This window comes from Persicobacter diffluens (assembly GCF_036244895.1).
Lineage (GTDB): Bacteria > Bacteroidota > Bacteroidia > Cytophagales > Cyclobacteriaceae > Persicobacter > Persicobacter diffluens.
The window spans coordinates 41,827-61,630 of record NZ_BQKE01000002.1 but is presented as its reverse complement, the minus strand read 5'-3'; the positions used below and the strand labels follow the sequence as shown (position 1 = coordinate 61,630).

Genomic DNA, 19,804 nt, shown 5'->3' with positions numbered 1-19,804 from the left:
CAGTTGAATGAGGAGAGAGAAAGCAAGCTTGCCCAAATTTGGGCTATTAAAAAATCAGTCGACACAAATGTACGATACTGATAATTAGTTGTTTAAAGCAAACCCCTGAAACTGGCGGTGAAAAATTCGGGTTAAGACGCGCTGCGCCCTTCCTTTGTTGGTTGTCAAATCAATTATTCCCAATATTGCCAGTCATCCTTAATTGTTATCGTTTACAGCATACTGCTAAGGTTAAACAATCAAAACGAGCGTTCAAAAAAAGCCAGTAAAGCGGGATTACTTATTGTACTAAATTGGGAAAATTAAAACTATGGATTTACAGAAGCTCGAACACCTCAGCACGCTTGAACAAGCAGAATATGTGCATGCTAATGGCATATTAGTGACCGAAAAACAATTTGGCGAATACCTCATTGCCCTATACCGTATAGAATATTCCTTTATTGAAATATGGAGGTTTCATGCTGATGAAAAAATCCTGAAAGTCGTTTGGTTCAAAGATTCCAAAATTGACCCCTGGGTAAAACATTTCCTAAAGATTCATGACAATTAATCTTATGTTGACAGGTAAAAAATGGCAGTTTAATGAAAGCCATTTAAGCCGATATATCTCAGCGAGCTCAAGCCACTCCAAAATTAAATGATCTGCTATTGTTTCTTTTATTACTAATTTTTTCATCGCTCTCATTTGGAGGAGTTTGCTTACTTCTCTTCATTTGCTTCGGATGAAAAAAATAAAATTGGGAACTATTGCTTCACTTTTTCCGCCTTGCAGCTCAAGGCGGTTTTAAGCCGGAATAATTCGATTAGGATTATTTGGAGAAAGTAGCAGCGCCATTATGGCAAAATTTTCTTTTCGATTCCAATAAGTTCGAATTTGCAATCAACTGGCGTGGGTTCAATCAGGCTCCCAAGCAATTTAATGGGCAATCAGCCCAATGGCCCTCACCTTTCTTTAGTTTGAATAAACCTTTTCCGAATCCCCCGCCATTCAAAAATTCCACTCCGGGTGGAAGATATCCATCCGTGAAAACCAACAATAAAAAAAGTCTTCCTGATCCCCTGGAAAATCAAGACAGCTTCACGCCCTCCTTTATTATTGAATTCTAATCATCTTTTAAGGCGGAAAATTAGCTTCAAAAAGCGCAATAGCGTTGAAATTAGAAGAAAGTTTCAGATATTGGGATTAATTCCAAATTTTTAGACCAATAATACACTCCGCCCCAAATAACATGGAGACGGAACATTAAAAACCATACCCCCTAACCTTTGACAAAATGAAACGCTATTTTTTATTATTCGGACTCATAAGCTTGCCCTTTTTCAGCATGGGCGCACATGAAGGGCAAAATGAACAAAAGACCATTTCTACCAAAGCACACTGGAGTGGTGACCTGTATCAAAAATGCCATGGTGGGCATCGCTACATTCGAGCAAATACCGGAGGCGAACTCTCTTTGATCAGTCAGGCGATCCAAGTGGATGCCCGAAGAGCTCCCTCCTATCAAATTGTTTATAATCTACAGGATAGAAGCGGCAAGCAATACCCACTCCATATTGGCCCCTTTGGCCTGAGTAAAGCCTCCAAGGAGCAAGTGCTGACTTTAATTGCGGACAAACCTGAAGTTCAAAAGCATTTCCTAAATGGAAGAATGAGCAAACAAGATTTGAAAACCGCACTGGCCTTATACAATCAATAAGACCATTTTCATCAATTATTTAAGCCTCCATAGAGGCTTTTTTTTGCCCGGAAAAGGCCTGGTGGGTTGATGGAAATTGCCCAATAAAACATGTGATCCGCTCAACCAAATGATGCTTTCTTAACCCGGATTATTCATGCTTTAATCCTCGTTTAGGTTTAGGGCGGAAAAAATGAAGGAATAATTTCCTATTTCGAGTTTATTCCAACGAAACAGATGAATGAGGAGAAAGCAAGCTTGCCCAAATTTGGGCAATTATAATTCAAAGAAAATAAGTTTTAATAAGCTTAAAATAAGCCACTTACGATTGACTAATAAATACAGCGGTATATAATTCGGGTTAAGCTCAGGCTATTCAAATTAGAATTTGTGGGATGATTTCGCTAAGAGGGTGTTTAAAAACCAAAATTCGCAGGGAAAATTTGATTATTGCAGAAGTGATGCTCAATCATTTTGAGAGAATAGCTCCGCTATTGTTGAGCAATTATCCAAAATCGCTTCCAATAATTCGAATTTGCAGCCGGATAGGTTGGAAAAACATGAAAAAAGAAAAATCCCTTCTTTTTTCCAGCCTTGCAGCTCAACGAGGATTGTAGCATGAATAATCCAGGATAAAAAATCCCCTACGACAACAGTTGTAGGGGATTTTATTAGTGAGCTCAACATTATATATATTGGTGACTTTTTTTCGCTCTACCCCAACCTGGAGAAAACCCCATTACTGGCGAAATTAAGCGTTTTTAACCACCAACATTAAACTATTGCTTAACGATTTTTTTGGTTACGGCATTATCAATATTTATAAAATAAATGCCACTACCTAGTTTGGTTAAATCCACTCCCGGACCTTTTCCTTCTTGCAGGATGGTTCCGTTTACATCCATAATTTTGTAGAGGGTGGCAGAATCTGCGCCCTCAATCCACAATTGGCGGGATGCTGGATTTGGATAAACCGAATAGTCAAAAGAGGCATCGAAATTAGCCGCTTTCCTAAAGTTACCCTCCTGTAGTGATATATAATCAAAATGCATATATCCCCATGAGGCGCTGAAAGCAATGGTATTAGTCCCTGCCACCAAATTGACCTCTACCGCTTTTTCTAACCAGGTATCGATAGGTCCGGAAAACAGTTCTCCGCGGATATAGGTACCATTGACGGTCAGGTGCTGGGACTTATCCCCATTGATTAACCTGTACCCCATATATACCATTTGATTACCTGCCTCCGAGGCCTCTATGGTCCAGCTAATAGATCCACTGCCCTGCATATAAACGTATTTGCCTTCACTTGCCGTTGGATCAGCCTCCACCGATACAATGGACAAAGCGGCATCTTCTGCTTCCAATCTGTTAAACGGATTTTCCACAAATTGCTCTACCGTAATGGTTACTTCATCTGAGGCAGTTACTCCATCCGTATCCGTCACCAACAAACTGATCACATGGACGCCGACTTCTAATTCCACTGTCGGGGAAACTCCCATGGCTATCGTCGTTCCTCCCAGAGTCCATTCATAGGAAGCGATGCCTTCCGCATCCGAGCTTAGGGATCCGTCGAGCAATACGCTTTCGATGCCATCATCATCCGTATCCATAATGGTCTGATCTGCACCTGCATGAGCAACCGGAGCCGTATTCACATAAGGCTTCACCTCTATCATCACTTCATCTGAAGCAGTTACTCCATCCGTATCCGTCACCGTCAAACTGATCACATGGACGCCGACTTCTAATTCCACTATCGGGGAAACTCCCATGGCTATCGTCGTTCCTCCCAAAGTCCATTCATAGGAAGCGATGCCTTCCGCATCCGAGCTTAGGGATCCGTCGAGCAATACGCTTTCGATGCCATCATCATCCGCATCCATAATGGTCTGATCTGCACCTGCATGAGCAACCGGAGCCGTATTCACATAAGGCTTCACCTCTATCATCACTTCATCTGAAGCAGTTACTCCATCCGTATCCGTCACCGTCAAACTGATCACATGGACGCCGACTTCTAATCCCACTATCGGGGAAACTCCCATGGCTATCGTCGTTCCTCCCAAAGTCCATTCATAGGAAGCGATGCCTTCCGCATCCGAGCTTAAGGATCCGTCGAGCAATACGCTTTCGATGCCATCATCATCCGCATCCATGATGACTTGATCTGTACCTGCATGGGCGATTGGAGCTTTATTAAGGTATGGCGTTACTTCCACTGTCAAGTCGTCTGAGGCGGTTAATCCCTGAGCATCCGTTACCGTAAGCGTGATGATGTGCGTTCCGACAGATAGGCCCACCGTTGGAGAAACCCCCAATCCGATTTCGGTACCCTCCAGGGTCCATACATAAGTTGCTATCCCCTGATCATCCGTACTTGCCGCACCATTCAGGTTAACAGAAGCCATGCCAGTGTCAAAATTTGCTTCCAGACTTTGGTCCGCTCCAGCATTAGCAACAGGGGGTTGATTGGGGCCGGTATTCAAAGTACCATAGACCTCAAATTCCCAAATGGACACTCCCCAGTCTGTTCCACGAGCAGTGCTGTACAATCTGATGTATCTTCCTGATCCGGTTAGTCCGAGGTTCTCTTTTCCTCCTCCTGCATTCGTCACGACGTAAATAGTCGTCCAATTGACCGCATCCGAGGATACCTGAATTTGATAATCGGAACTGTAGGCCGCTTCCCATGAAATGACCACCCCAGAGATATTATAGTTGGCTTCCAGGTCTACCTCAAGCCACTGCGGATCTGAGTATTCACTTGACCAGCGTGAGCCGGGGTTGCCATCCACTGCCGCGTCGCCATCACCGGCGTAGCCATCTACTGAAGAGGCCGTGGCAGGCTTTAACAAGGCAATATTTTCCAGGCCATTAGCCGGCAATACGGTAATGGAAACATAATCCATGGTAGAAACAGCACCGATATTATCTGTAACTGTTAAACCAATAATGTGTGTCCCCACTTCAAGATCAATAGCGGCAGAAATACCCGTAGCAATTTCCTCTCCGGAGGCATCTGTCCAGCTATAGGCCATTATGGCTCCATCCGGATCCTCACTTGCCGAGCCATTCAAACTGACCGTTTCATAACCGTTATTGTCATAGTCGGTAATGGCGAAATCTTCCCCTGCATTGGCCGTTGGAGCTTCATTTTTACTTGGGTCAAAAATTCTTCCATAGGCCTCAAATTCCCATATTGAGTTGCCCCACTGCGTGCCCCGCTGGTTACAGAAAATTCTGATATAACGTCCTGTACCTACGACAGCAATGGTTTCTACGCCACCTGTTCCACTATACGTAGTGTACAAAGTTTCCCAGTTTTCACCATCTTCCGACATCTGAATATCATAGGCACGACTGTAGGCAGCTTCCCAATGGATGTTTACCTCATCAATCACAAAAGTATCGATTAAATCTACTTCCAACCATTGAGGATCTATGGCTTCACTTGACCATCGCGAACTCATATCTCCATCCACGGCTGCATTGGCGTCACCAGCAAATCCATCGGTAGACGATGCAAGCGCGGGTTTATTCAATGCCGCATTGAATCTGCCATCGGCAGCATTAACCGTTATCGTTACCTGATCCATACCCGTCGCCCCCAAGTCATCGGTAACCGTAAGCATGATTTCGTGCGTACCTACGGGGAGTTCAACCATTGGTGATACTCCACTTGCAATGGAGATCCCATTTAAACTCCAGTCATAGGAAATAATGGCACCATCATCAAAACTTCCTGACCCATCAAGGCTAATGAGTTCGACACCATCCTCGTCCAAATCCACAACGGATTGATTACCTCCCGCCCGGGCTGTAGGTGCCGGATTATAGCCCTCAAATACAGTAGCAGAGACGGCCGTGGCAGCAATACCATAGGTGCCATTGATGAGTTTTTCTCCCCAGACGGTTAAAGTAGTCGAGAAGTTTTCAACAATGTCAAGCGCTCCGAGGCCCTGCCCGTTGCCCGACCATGACCATGCTAAAAATCCATAACCCAATTGATCGGTATATTCCAAAATGGCTTGCTCGGCCACATCTCCGGAACCACCATGGGTATCGGCAAATTCTCCTACGACCAAAGGTAAATTCATCTCCACAAATTGTTGCAAGTAATTTTGCACTGCATTGGGATTACCATAGGACTCGTACATGTGTACACTGAAAATAATGTTTTGCTCCGGATCACTGTTAAACAAACCTTCTGCGGCAGGTGGCATGGTGCCACTCCAGTCCTGCCCCCAATTTGGAGCGTCAATCATTAAGGAATGCTTAATACCTGCATTTCTCAAAGTACTGATCGCATTTGCGTGCCAGCCTTCCCACTCATTGGTTTTTGTATTTCCAAAAGGTTCATTGGCAATATTCACAATCACGTAGGCTTCCTGTCCTTCGATGGCGGCGCGAATATCCGGACTCAGCCAGTAATCCAGCATTAAATCCGGATTCACCGAACCGTTTTGTTCATCCCAACCGGTGGCATCATGTACCTCCAAAATTGTGATCAGGGCATTATTTTTACACTGTTCAATAATGTCGGCCACGACTTCCCCATTCACTCTTGTCCATCGGTCACCTGTTGTCAATACCACCCGAACGGCATTGGCTCCGGTTGCTGCAATATCAATAAGGGATTGTTCGGTACGGGAAGCAAACCAGGCATGGGGTACATTGATTCCCTTCATCACGAATGGGTTTCCGTTAGCATCCAGTAATTGCTTACCCTCTACATAGAAGCCGTTGACCGGTTGCCCGGGGGCACTGATCGTTACTGTGATTTTCGCAGTGGAGGTCGTGCCTTCATTATCTGTGACCGTTAGGGTAATTTCATGAATCCCGATAGGCAAATCTATTGTCGCTAATGCTTCATTGGCGATTTCCTCACCATTCGCATTGGTCCAAAGGTAAGAGACGATATCACCGTCGGGATCTTTGCTATTACTTCCATCCAAAGTGACTTGCTCGAAGCCGTCCTCATCCTGATCAATTATGCGGATATTATCTCCAGCATCTGCAATTGGTGCAAAGTTACCTCCCGGGTTGACAATGGTTCCATAGGCTTCAAATTCCCAAACGGAATTCCCCCAACCGGTTCCTCTTTGCTCACAATTCAATCTGATAAAGCGTCCTGTGCCATTTAACGAAATAACATCCGTCCCACCATCTCCCTCGGCGGTGGCAAACAGGCTGGTCCAGTCGGTACCATCCTCCGACATTTCAATACTGTAATTTTTCGCATAAGCTCCTTCCCATTCCACTACTACCTGATCGATTTCAAATACGGCTTTAAGATCGACCATCAGCCATTGATTGTTGGCCCATTCACTCGCCCAACGAGTGCTCATGTTTCCATCTACCGCGGCATATGCTTCCCCGGCAAAGCCATCTGTTGAGGAGGCGGTCGCAGGTTTATTCAATGCGGCATTAAACCTATCAGTTGGCGCATTAATGACAATGGTCACTTCATCTGTCCCTGACGCACCTTCCGCATCCATAGCCGTCAATGTGACGATGTGGGTTCCCACCGGCAATTCCATCGTTGCTATTGCGCCTTCAGCAGAGAAAGCACCTGAGGTCCAGATATAGGATACTATTTCTTTATCGTCCGTACTCAGACTTCCATCTAAGGCAACTAATTCAAATCCATCATCGTCAAAATCCACTAAAGATTGGTTTTTTCCTGCATTTGCTATAGGAATAGGGTTGAAATCCTCGAAAATGGAAGCTGTCACAGAGGTGGCCGTAATGCCATTTACTCCATTGATCAACTTATCACCCCATACCGTTAAATTGGTGGAGAAACCCTCTACGATATCAAGTTCTTCAAGCGGAGATCCGTTACCGGACCACGACCAACCCAAATAACCATAGCCCATTTCTTCACAATATTGCATGATGGCGTCCTCCGCCACCTGCGCCGATGGCCCATGAGTATCAGCAAACTCTCCAACCACCAAAGGAAGGTTCATATTCACAAATTCCTGCAGATAGTTTTGTACGGTAGTCGCACTTTCATAGACTTCATACATATGTACACTGAAGATCACATTTTTATCAGGGTCACTATCGAAAATGGTCTGGGCTGCTGAAGCCATAGTCGAGGACCAGTCTTGCCCCCAATTGGGTGCGTCAATCATCAGCGCATGTTGAATACCGGCGGTTCTTAAGGTGTTGATGGCATTAATGTGCCAGGGTTCCCACTCATTGGTTTTACTATTGCCCATGGGCTCGTTGGCGATATTGATGATCACATATTCCTCCTGACCATCAATGGCCTCGCGGATATCCGCGCTCAACCAATAATCCAACATCAGGTCTGGGTTGGCTGCTCCCTCTTTTTCATTCCAACCGGTGGCATCATGCACTTCAAGGATCGGAACCATGGATAGATTTTTACATGCTTTGATGATATCGGCTACTTCATTGCCATCCACTCTTGCCCATTGGTCCCCGGTAGTCAGGACAATTCTGACTGCATTGGCACCTGTAGCGGCAATATCAATTAAGGATTGATGGGTTCTTGGGCGGTACCAGGCATGCGCTACATTAACCCCTCTCATGACGAATGGATTACCGTAGGCGTCAATAATTTGAGTTCCTGCCACTTTGAATCCACCCAATGTTTCCCCGGGAGCCAAAACAGTAACCGTCAAATTCTCAAAGGCCATTGCGCCTTCATTATCGGTAAGGGTCAGGGTAATTTGATGAACTCCTGAAGCAAGCTCAATAGTAGCGATAGCAGTATTGGCTAACTCCACTCCCGCTTCATCTGTCCAGGCATAGGACACAATTGTCCCGTCAGGATCATAACTGGCGGAAGCATCCAGGGTCACTAATTCGGAGCCATTTCCATCGGGGTCTCTGACGGTTTTATCCCCACCGAGTTTAACCACCGGGAGGCTATTAACAAATGCGCCCACGTCTGCCCGAATGTTATCTATATAAAGTGTCCCACTTCCGGCTTCACCGCTGACATAAAAGGCCATATTGACCATGTTATGAGCTTCAAAAGTCCCATCACCTGAACTTCCTGCCGCTTGCACAAAATCAGCAAAAGGGAAGAATACCTCCTCCTTACCGCGGATCAGGGTGGAAGCTTCCCAATGTTCCCCAGACTGTTCTTTGATATCGATTTTGAGCGTTCTACCGGAATTGTCACCCACAAAACTGAAAGCAAGACCATCTTTACCATTGAAATCATCATCAAAATTTTCATGAATATTCCAGTTGATCACCCCTATAGGTTGGTCGATATTGTAGTCCATCCTCATGCTTTGAGTTCCCGCTGTCACATGTTCCTCAGACAGGGAAACACTCAGGTATCCTGTATTCTGACTGGACCATTTACTTGCCAGCGCGGCATCGGTGCCATAGGATTCAAAGCTCTCAATTAAGCTTGCCAAAGGCTGCCCGCTATTTTCCACCACCGTAATTTCTACCTGATCCGTCGCTTTGGCGCCCTGATCATCGGTGATGGTCAGCTGGATCAGGTGTATGCCCAATGGCAGTTCCACCGAAGCAGTAGGCCCGGTAGCAATTTCCACATCATTAAGTTTCCAACTGAAAGCACTAATGGACCCATCAGTATCTATACTGGAAGAAGCATCCAGCGTAACGGTCGCCATGCCGTCATTATCAAAATCTACAACGGTCTGATCAGATCCGGCTACGGCCACCGGCGGTTGGTTGGCGGTCGCCCCGGAGTTGACCGTTATTTCTACCTGATCTGCTGCCGTACCACCCCGATTATCAGTTACCGTTAAAATAATGGTATGCGAGCCCACTGCTAATTCTACTGTGGGGTTAACGGTGGTTCCAATCACTATTCCATCCTCTACCCATAAGTATTCCGTGATACTGCCATCCGGGTCATGGCTGCCCGAGCCATCCAAAGTAACGGCAACACTTCCAATTTCATCCGTATCATTGACTACCTGATCCTCCCCGGCGTTTGCAATCGGCAATTGATTGGCTGCTGTACCATCTCCCAATATGCCCTCAACTGCAATATAATCAAACTCCATATAGCCCCAATTCGCCTCTATGGTAATCGTATTACTCCCTGCATTTAAGGGAAGATTCAGCTGAATACTCGTCCAATTATCTGATGGTGCAAAAGCAACATCATGCTTTTTTCCATCTGCACTGGAGATCACCCAGTTGTTCCGCGTGCCGTTGGAGGAATTTGCCTCCCAGGAACGGAAAAAAATGGTCACCGGATAATTTGCTGAGGTGGCGGGGACATTGTCAATATCAAAAGCAATGGTCGCTGCCGCAGAAGACATTTTCACCAGTGATCCACCATTCGCCGTAGCATCTGCACTGACGCTGGTATTACCTGTCAGGCTTGCAGCCTCTGCTTCAAAAATTCGGGATCCTCCTTTAAGTACATTAACGGCCAGAATATCCGTACCTACCTGCCCTTCATTATCCGTCAGGCTGAGGGTGATAATATGGTTGCCCACGGGGAGCGTAACCAAGGGAGTTGCTCCCGTTCCGATCACCTCATTTTCCAGCGTCCATGAATAAGAAACAATCGTACCATCCGGATCAAAGCTTTTTGAAGCATCCAGACTCAAACTTTCACTACCGTCTCCGTCAGTATCGATGACAACCAAATCTTCACCTGCATTAGCGATAGGTTTGAGCGGACCGGTATTGCCACTTTTTTGATTCATTAAAGTACAATGATTCTTCAGCGCCGGTCCGGTATAGGGATCATATCGAGAATACTGATGTCCATCACCAGGCCATTTCACACGATACAACCAAATTTGATCCACCGGTGCGGTATTATCCAGGGTATAACCAGGCTCCACCGGATCAAAATAATTCCTGCCCACCAGCATCCAGGACATATCACCTGCCATATCATAATCCCGAATGATTTGTTGATAGGCTTCCAAAACCACCGCTCGTTCCTGATCCGCCTGCGTATCCCAATTTCCCTTATAGGCCTTATCATATTCTTCCATTACGCAAGGGACATTATATTTATTAGCGATATCGATATGGTAGCGTGTCCAGGCGATCCCCCAGTCCAAATCATACCCCCAGTTGTCTGTAGCATAATTATGAATCGTCCCATAAGAAATGTTAGGCATTTGAATCACGGTTTCCCAGTCGCCATAGGAGCCAGTATAAGGCCAATTGGTGTTGATCTGATAATCCGTTAAAGTGCCATTAATCGCCGACACGTCATCATAAGCCAGGTTCATTAAACCCTCGTCTCCCAGGGTAATCATATGATTGGCATCCTGAGTACGTAAATAATCACTCATTTCCCGCACCCATGCCAACATATCCGGAAGATTTTGAGAGGTCGCCCGGGCCTCATTGGTCAGCTGCCAGGAAAGAATGGTAGGGTCATCCTTATAGGCCACACCGGTAATGGTATTGACCCGGTTGGCCCACATGCTCATATAATCCTTGAATAATTGCTTACAAGTAGGATCAGAATAGAAGTTAGTGGTGGAAGTCCCGGCCCAATTGGCATATTGCGCCATACCTCCAAAATCACTCCAATAGTTAATGAACACCGGCACCGCCTTGAGTCCTCGCTGTTGCAAAGCGACCATAATTTCATCGATATGTTGCATTGAGGCTTCGTCATAGACGCCCGCCTCTGGCTGTAATACATAGCCATCATGAGAACGCCCATCCATGAAAATCCACATTCGGACGGCCTTTTGACCCAAATAAAGCATATCATTGAGTACATCCTCCACCATATTCATGGGCTTGTACATCAGATAATAATTATTAGTGCCTGAGAAATAGTAAGGGTTTCCCCCTCCGGCCCCGTCACTAATTCTAAAAGTCCTGCCGCTGGGATATACAAATCCTTCGGGCAGGTGGGCTGCTTGTTGCCCAAAAGTATCATAGGCACAAAGCATTAAAAAAAACGCGAAAATTAATCGCTTGAACAATACTTTTCTCATCATAAAAATAGGTTATATTTTATAAAAATTTTGAAATACATTTCAATATAGTATTCAGGTATTATGAGGAGTAAAAAAATTGTATCAGCAGAGTGGTAAAAAAGTCCCTTTATTAATTTAGGGGGATGGATGTATATATATTTAAAAAATAGCTGTAATATAAACCGAGGGTGGGTAGATATAACCCCCTACTTGATCAGCTAAATTCTTAAGAGTCGGTATAAAACCACACCATCCGGCCGCTAATTCGAATTATTGGAAACGATTTTAGATATTTTCTTAACAATAGGGATGCGACGCTCTCAAAATAACCCGGTATCACTTCTGCTATACTTCAAAATTTCGTTGCGAATTTTGGCTTTTAGAAACGCACCTAACCCAAATCAGGGATGTTAATATGCTTTTTAATGGCAGGGGGAATAAACGACGGAATTGTTTCCTCTTTCGAGTTTTTCAAGTAAGCCAATGAATGAACGAGGAGAAGCAGGCGCTCCCCAATTAGGGTCAATTATAATTCCACAAACTAAAAGAAAGCCACATCAGGAGGACCGATAAATTTATCAGCGAATAATTTGGGTTATAACACCTAACTGAATCTGAAGGCGAATAACTCGGGTTAAAATCATATTACCCTCTATACTCCCCTGGTGTGGTTCCAAAATGAGATTTAAAAAGTTTGATAAAATAACTGGTATCATTAAAACCTGTATGAGAAGCAATGTCAGCCACCTGCATGCCGGTGGTCTTTAGCAATATTGCGGCCTTTTCTAAACGAATACCATGGATGATCTCCACCACCGAACGATCAGTATGTTTCTTTATTCTTCTATAAAAAACACTTCTGCTAATCCCCATATCTTTGGTGATATCGTTAACGCCAAAATTAGGATTTGAGATATTTGCTACGATAATTTTTTCCACCTGTATCAGAAACTCATCCTTACGCTTAAGTTCCTTAACCTTTACAGAGTTCATTGCTTCCGCAGGACCACATCTATTAACTTTGAAACCTTCTAACTTCTCCACATCAGGACTAAGAGGGCATTTACATATTTTAAAACTATGACAACCAAAAAATGAAATTATGTGTTTTAAAAAAACATATAATAAGGCAGCAAAAACAATGATAAAGACATCACCATACTCCCAATCAGTGAAGGATACTCTAAAAAGATCATCATTTTGTATTTCAACCGCCTCAGGGTGGCACAAAACCTCTGAGACCGTAGAGGCTAAATTCGAAATCTCAACCTTATCAAAGGAATGATAGAGATCAAATCGAAAGCATAAAATAAAAAAAAGTATTATTAACATCTTCATTTTTCTATAGCATCAAGATTGATATCTCTTTTTCTGTCTCTTCTCTTTCTTTCACTAACCTATCAACAACTCATAACATGAATTCTTCACTGCCATTTTAAGCAATTTGAAGCAAGAGAATCCTTTCCATTGAATAAGTATTTTCATGATAATTGAATAGCCCAAATTATGAGAAGCCAGCCCACCCCTCTCTTCCTAGCTTCCTTAAAAAAAGTTCAATATAGTACCATTCACCCTTTTACCACCTTGCAGCTAAACGAGCATTTAAGTAGGCCTCATTCGGCTTAACTATTAGAGACTTTATCCCCCGAAAATTCAGAAGGATTAACGCCAAACTCTTCCTTGAAACACTTCCTGAAATATTTCAGGTCTGTAAAGCCTACATCATAAGTCACCTGCTTTATATTCAACTCCCCCTCCTCTAATAATTCAGCCGCACGCCGCATCCTGACCTTACGGATATAGGCATTGGCACTCATGCCTGTAATGGCCTTTAGTTTACGGTATAATTGCATGCGAGAAATTGCCAGGGCTTCGCAAAATTTGTCTACTCCAAAATCCGGATCATCCATCTGCTCCAGGATAATCCTATCCGCCTTCTCCAGTAAGGGGGACTTTTTCACTACTTCGGAAATTTCATCAAAATTATCTACTTCCGAGCCATGGGAGTTGTCTTGGTGATTGCCTGACGCATCATAGGCCCTTCCCCTGCCAATATGTTTTTCCTGCAGCTTCTTTTGCCGCTTAAGCAACTGATCAATTCTCACCAATAAATGTTCGGTATTCAGGGGTTTGGGGATAAATGAATCTGCCCCGGCCTTCAGCCCTTCTATCCTATCCCTTTCACTATTCAGTGCTGTTACCAGTATTAGCGGAATATGGTCAGTATTGGGATGTGTTTTCAATTCCTTGCAAAACTCAAAACCGTTCATCTCTGGCATCATCACATCGGAAATAATGATATCGGGAATTTGCTCCTGAGCCAACAGCAGGGCTTCTCGCCCATTCATGGCCGTTAGAGGCTGGAAATAGGGGCTCAGCATTTCTTTTAAATAGGACAAAACATCTGCATGGTCATCTACGATCAAAACCACCGGCTTCTGGTCATTTCCCTCCAGCATTAACTCCTCGGGCATAGGCAAATCAATTTTTGGTAAATGTGGCCGGCTCGGATGATGAGCTTTTTCCGCACGCTTATAAACATCTTCCAGCGGAAGGTAAACACGAAATTCAGTCCCAACCCCTACCTGAGAGCTGACTTCAATCATGCCCTTATGCAATTCCACCAATTTCCTGGTGAAACTTAATCCGATCCCGACACTATTGCCTCCCGCTCGGGCAGCCGTATAATATTGCTCAAAAATCCTCGGCAAATGTTCTTCTGAAATACCAGAGCCCGTATCGGCGACTTTAATCTGAATCCATTCCCCTCCCTTATGGGAAGGATGAATTTCCTTACTTAATTTTAGCCGAATAGTCTGCCCGGAAGGCGTGTATTTAAAAGCATTCGACAATAAATTAAACAATATGCCCTCGATAAAATCGGGAGAAAACCAAAGCGCATCCGGCAGATCCTCGGCAATATATATTTCATAATTCACCTTTTGATGCGTGGCCTGAAATTTAAATAATTCCGCAAGATTCCTTACCGTAACAGACAAATCGGAGTGTTGCACCTGTAATTTCAACTCACTATTTTCTGCTTTTTGAAAATCCAGTAATCGATTCACTAAAAGTAATAGTCGATTGGCATTTCGGTACATCATCCCATACAAATCACCATACTGGCCACCGGGATGCTCCTGAACTAACTTCGCCAAGGGACCCAAAATTAAGGTTAGAGGTGTTCTGAATTCATGCGAAATATTAGCGAAAAAATTCAACCTCATCGTATTGATTTCTCCCTCTTTTCGCTGTTCTACTTTTCTTAGGGCATCTAAATGCTTGGAGCGATAATAAAAATATAATCCGACTAAGGACGAAAGCAATAATAACAAGTAAATACCATAGGCCCAGTCAGATCGCCAAAAAGGAGGGTAAATGATGATCTCCAACCGGCTCGCCTCATCATTCCAAACACCATCGGGATTAGCCGCCTTTAGCTTAAAAACATATCGGCCAGCCGGCACATTGGTGTATTGTGCTCTTCGATTCAAAGCGTTGGAGAATATCCAGTCAGCATCATAACCCTCCAATTGATAGGCATAAAGACACTTATCAGGTTTCTCTAATTGCAGGGCGGAAAATTCAAAAGAGAAGGTACGATCTTCATTGGACAATTCCAGAGACGAGCGATAATTGATCAGTTTTTCCCCTGAGCCTTCTATTGGCGCCTTTACTTCACGCCCGTTAATCATCAGACGAGTAATTTTTGGCTGCGGAAGGTCGTAGTCTATTTTTAAATCATAGGGCGACAAAATATCCAGCCCCATATCACCGGAAATATAAAACTTCCCCTGCTTCCCCCCTGATACTATACCATTGGAGAAATAGTGATTTCTAAGTCCATCCGAACTGTCTATGATATTGATATGATCCTTTTCAGTTCGATTGCTATTAATGCGAAATATAGCGCTTTCGGAGGTGATCCAAAGAAAGCCGTGAAGGTCCTCAGAAATGCCATTGATCACCTTTTCGGTGATTTGACGCCCTAAAGGGATTAATGGAATACTTTTAGCCTTCCCCTTTTTTATCATGAACAAACCATTTTCCGTTCCCACCCATATTTTCCCATTCGAGGATTCATACATCTCATTAATATAGATGTCCATCGGTTCTTTTGTCCCATTAAATTGCTGCAGGACCTGAAATTGTTGCCCTTTTTCTTCCATTGAGAAAACGCCACCGCCTCTGGTTCCGACCCAGAAAATTCCCTCTTGGTCAATCAATATCTGAGTGATGGGATAATTCTTAAATGCACCAACAATAGGCATTTCTTTTACTTTATGCGCTACCGGATCGAAATAGTAAATAATCCCCTCCCACGCGCCAAAATAAACTCTCCCATCTGGGGATGAAGTAATGCATAATAAATGATTGTCCCGAAATTCGGAAAACTGCCCCTTGGCAAAAAAGTGATCCGTTTGTTCATATTCCCCCTGCGCATTTCTTCTCAGTCGAAAAACCCCAGCACCCTTGGTAGAAACCCACAAAGCCTGAGAGGCATCAAAAGCAACATCAAAAATGATGCTCTTGGCATCCTCCAAAAAGGGGCTGGCTGATTTTAGATTGATGGACTCATGTGAACCATTTTCGCGAACCCGAAAAAGTCCATTGGTAAAAGAACCCAGTATCAGTTCTCCCTGTCCGCTAATGATATTTTTAATGGATTTAAAATCGGAAGCATAAGGCAGGAATGCCAAATGTTGGTTCTTGGATATGGCTTTGAACAAACCCTCTCCGGTTCCCAGCCACAAATTACCAAAACGATCTTTCATTAAACATTGAATCACCTCCGAATGCAAGCCTTGCTGATAACCATAGTGGATGACTTTGTCCTGGTTTTGATACAACAATCCATTAGCCGTACCAATCCATAATTCATTCCGCTCAGAAAGCAGGGCGTGACAAAAATTATTGTACTTTTCATAAGCTTTGAAGTCCAGGGGATGGGCCGCCAAAGTCTGACCAGATGGTAAACTATCCGCTGGTAAAGGCACCTCCAACAAACCTTCTCTGGTTGCTAAAATCACCCGATTATCTTTCCTTAAAGAAGCGCTGTACACGTACCCTCCCTTTGCAAATTCCAATGCTTGCACAAGCTCCTTATGCTCCTGGTCAAAAAAAGAGAGCGCATTTTCGGAGGCCACCCAAAGCCGTTGGTGCTGATCTTCGATTATTTGAGATATTTTAGGATCCTTCATCCCGGTGGTGTTTCCAGGATCAAATTTTTCCACCTCATTATTGGGCTTGATTTTACACAAACCATCCGCCTCCGAACCTACCCATAAGTTCCCCTGATGATCCAGCGTCAAAGTGATGACATCTTTCACCAATGCTTCAGGAGCAAAATGTTCGACTATCCCCGTTTTTAAATGATAACAAAACAAGCCTTCCACAAAGGTGCCCAGCCATATTTTGTCCTGATCATACAATAGGCAGGTTACTTTTCTGGCCTTATTTAATTGAGGAATTTTAAGCGAATAATTGATCGCCTCATAGCCATCATATCGATAAAGACCCCGCCAGGTGGCCAGCCAAAAAAAGCCATCCTCATCCTCCAACATCGCATTGATCCCCTGCCCGGAAATATTGGTGTGTTTAGCCGCGGCCTCAAAATATAAATCCGACGAATCGGCGAAAGACAAAAAATCAAAGCTTATAAAAAGTAAAAGGAATAAAAATCGCATCATGTAGTCAAATTTTGGGTCAAAAAATAGGTATGGATATGCTGGAAAAAAATCAATGATTTAAGCTGGATTTTTCATGCTTAAACCCTCGTTTAGCTGTAAGGCGGAAAAAAATGAAGGAATATTTGCCTATTTCGAATTTTTTCCAACGAAGCAGATGAATGAGGAGAAAGCAAGCTTACCCAAATTTAGGCTATTATAAATCAAAGAAAACAAATGGTAATAAATTGAAAACAAACCTCTTGCATTTAATTAATAAATTTAGCGGTGAATAATTCGGGTTAAAGTGAACCACCCTAATAAATATCCACTCTATAGATCGAAAAAAAGCGGTATAAATAAAAATTGTAGGGGGGCTATTGTAACAAATTCCGATTTATTGGGGCGGTGAATAATTCATTTCCCCCAAATTAGAGCTTTCAAAGGTAGCGGGGAAAGCCTATTAACACCCTTTCAGTCAATAGACTTTTATTGGACAAGCCTACTTAAACACATGGTAAAATTACTTTCAAATGACCACTGGCTCTCATGACCGGGATAGATAGAAATCAAAGCGTGTAAACGCCGGAATTGAGCATGCTGAAAGTATAAACTTTTCATCATTTACAGACTTTTGCATTGTATTTTTTATAAGCCCAACTTGGGAAAGATTGCTTTCTCCTGATTCATCTACTTCTTTGCTAAAACTAAGATTGGAAAAACACATTCATTCCTCCAAGCGCCAAGGGAGAGTTTATGGAAAGATAATTCGGCTTCATTTCACCACCTGTAAGGCTCCTCCTCCATACTGCTGTAAAAAGAAAAATGTCCATGTCCACGCGGGCGGAAGCCCGCCTGGCTGAGGGATCAAGCTATTGTGAAGCTCCTTTGGGCAGGGCAAATTTTCGTTCCCCTCCGCCCTCGCCCAAAGAGCGACTAGCGCGAGCCCGGCCGGAGTGTAGCGAAGGACAGCCCCTAAAAAGACAACTCTATATGCTTGCTGCATGCGAATAATTGATTACGGTTCTATCCCTAAACCTACCAAATCCAATACCAGCAGGAGCTACTTATTCCATTTTCTGATTCCAAATAAACCTCATCCCTACACTTTGCAAACAGGAACCGGTCCACCGTACGGTTTAACCCGAATTATTCACCGCTAAATTCATTAACCAAGTGTAATCGACTTTTTTCCTGTCTTTTAAAACTTATTTCTTTGAATTATAGTATCCCAAATTCGGGCAAGCTTGCTTTCTCCTTATTCATCTGTTTCGTTGGAAAAAACTCGAAATAGGAAACTATTCCTTCATTTTTTCCGCCTTACAGCTAAACAAGAATTTAAGCATGAATAATTCGGGTTAAGTTGGATGATGCACCACAAGATTCCATTAACCTAAGCCAGAACCTTATTTTCAATGCATTGAAGCGGTTGTCGATGCTTTTTAAAAGCCCCAAAATATACACCACCCACAAACTATGAATGAGTCGATTAGCCATCATCATTAAATTCAGCGATATATTATCCGGCTTAAGAGTGGGTTTAAAGTCCTATTGATTATAGGTACGGATATCCTCTCCCCACAACAACTTCTTCCGCAGCGTTTCAAAAAAATCAAAGGAAGCCCGTTGAATCACCTTCACATTATAATCCGCCTTTTTGATCCAGACTTTGGTTGCGGTATTAAGCACATTGGAGGTGGAATCAATCGTCAGCATATAATTCTCACTCCGGCTTTCCACGGTAATTTCCAGCTCCACATCGTCGGTAAGAATGATGGGCCGCACCGTAAAACTATGTGGTGCAATGGTGGGGGATGATGATATTATGGGATTGTGGAATCGCAATGGGACCGCCCGCACTCATGGAGTAAATGGTGGAACCCGTCGGGGTGGAAATGATGATCCCGTCACTCCAGTAATCATTCAACAGCTTACCATTCACCCCTTTGGCCACCGGATGATCCTGCGGCTCCACCTTCAAATCCATCGTTCTGTCCGTGAAATAGGTAGAGACCTTACTTTTGTCAGGAGTATACTTTCCTAAAAACCACTTCCCTCCAATAATATCATGATACTCCTGCCACCCGGGCTGCGAAGACAAGGTAAAATGCAGAAAAACCATCCCGACACCTTCTTTGGTCAGATCATAGTATTTCTTTTTTGTACCCTTGGTTTCTTCATAATATTTATTCTGATTTAAAAACAGAAGGGCATTATACTTCCCTTTAATTTCCTCTACTTTCATGGACTTAAAGTGTGCATCCAGCACCAGATCCGCTTTCACCCCCTTCAGGTTCCAGCAATATGCTCAAAAGCCGGGGTATCATAATTAATACTACAGCTGATTCAAACAGGCTTATAAAGAGACAATCGAAAGGAGGACAGTGATTCGCCTGTGCAATAAATCTGCCCATTATTAGGTGGCTTGAACCGCCTAAAAAAAAGGAAAACCTATCGTAATGCTCTTGTTTATTTCTCAGAGTACTGAAGCCGTAAAAAATATAAAGTCGTATATTTTTTCTATTAA

At 43.5% G+C, this 19,804-nt stretch carries 7 protein-coding genes; 2 read left to right on the top strand and 5 right to left on the bottom strand.

The genetic code is table 11. From position 1 onward, the window contains the following. The first annotated feature begins 310 nt into the window (after window positions 1-310). Both AAA970_RS15200 and AAA970_RS15195 read left to right on the top strand, forming a co-directional pair. Window positions 311-553: a hypothetical protein gene (locus tag AAA970_RS15200; protein WP_338237756.1), complete on the top strand. Its 243-nt coding sequence runs from the start codon at window positions 311-313 to the stop codon at window positions 551-553. A gap of 724 nt (window positions 554-1,277) precedes the next feature. Further along, window positions 1,278-1,700: a hypothetical protein gene (locus AAA970_RS15195; RefSeq protein WP_338237755.1), complete on the top strand. Its 423-nt coding sequence runs from the start codon at window positions 1,278-1,280 to the stop codon at window positions 1,698-1,700. 758 nt (window positions 1,701-2,458) lie between these two features. On the opposite strand, the gene AAA970_RS15190 is transcribed toward AAA970_RS15195, so the two are convergent. From AAA970_RS15190 to AAA970_RS15170, 5 genes are all read right to left on the bottom strand, one after another. Then, entirely contained in the window at window positions 2,459-11,632 is a 9,174-nt protein-coding gene (locus tag AAA970_RS15190; RefSeq protein WP_338237754.1) for a PKD domain-containing protein, read from the bottom strand. Between the two features lie 624 nt (window positions 11,633-12,256). Next, window positions 12,257-12,943, bottom strand: coding sequence for a helix-turn-helix transcriptional regulator (locus tag AAA970_RS15185; RefSeq protein WP_338237753.1), 687 nt, complete (start codon window positions 12,941-12,943; stop codon window positions 12,257-12,259). A gap of 290 nt (window positions 12,944-13,233) precedes the next feature. Further along, complete coding sequence (locus tag AAA970_RS15180) at window positions 13,234-17,301, bottom strand: two-component regulator propeller domain-containing protein (RefSeq protein WP_338237752.1); 4,068 nt, start codon at window positions 17,299-17,301, stop codon at window positions 13,234-13,236. A 1,524-nt stretch (window positions 17,302-18,825) separates the two neighbouring features. Next, window positions 18,826-19,062, bottom strand: coding sequence for a diacylglycerol kinase catalytic domain-containing protein (locus AAA970_RS15175; RefSeq protein ID WP_338237751.1), 237 nt, complete (start codon window positions 19,060-19,062; stop codon window positions 18,826-18,828). Between the two features lie 7 nt (window positions 19,063-19,069). Next, on the bottom strand, window positions 19,070-19,561 hold the full coding sequence (locus AAA970_RS15170; RefSeq protein WP_338237750.1) for a hypothetical protein: 492 nt from the start codon (window positions 19,559-19,561) through the stop codon (window positions 19,070-19,072). Window positions 19,562-19,804: the final 243 nt, after the last annotated feature.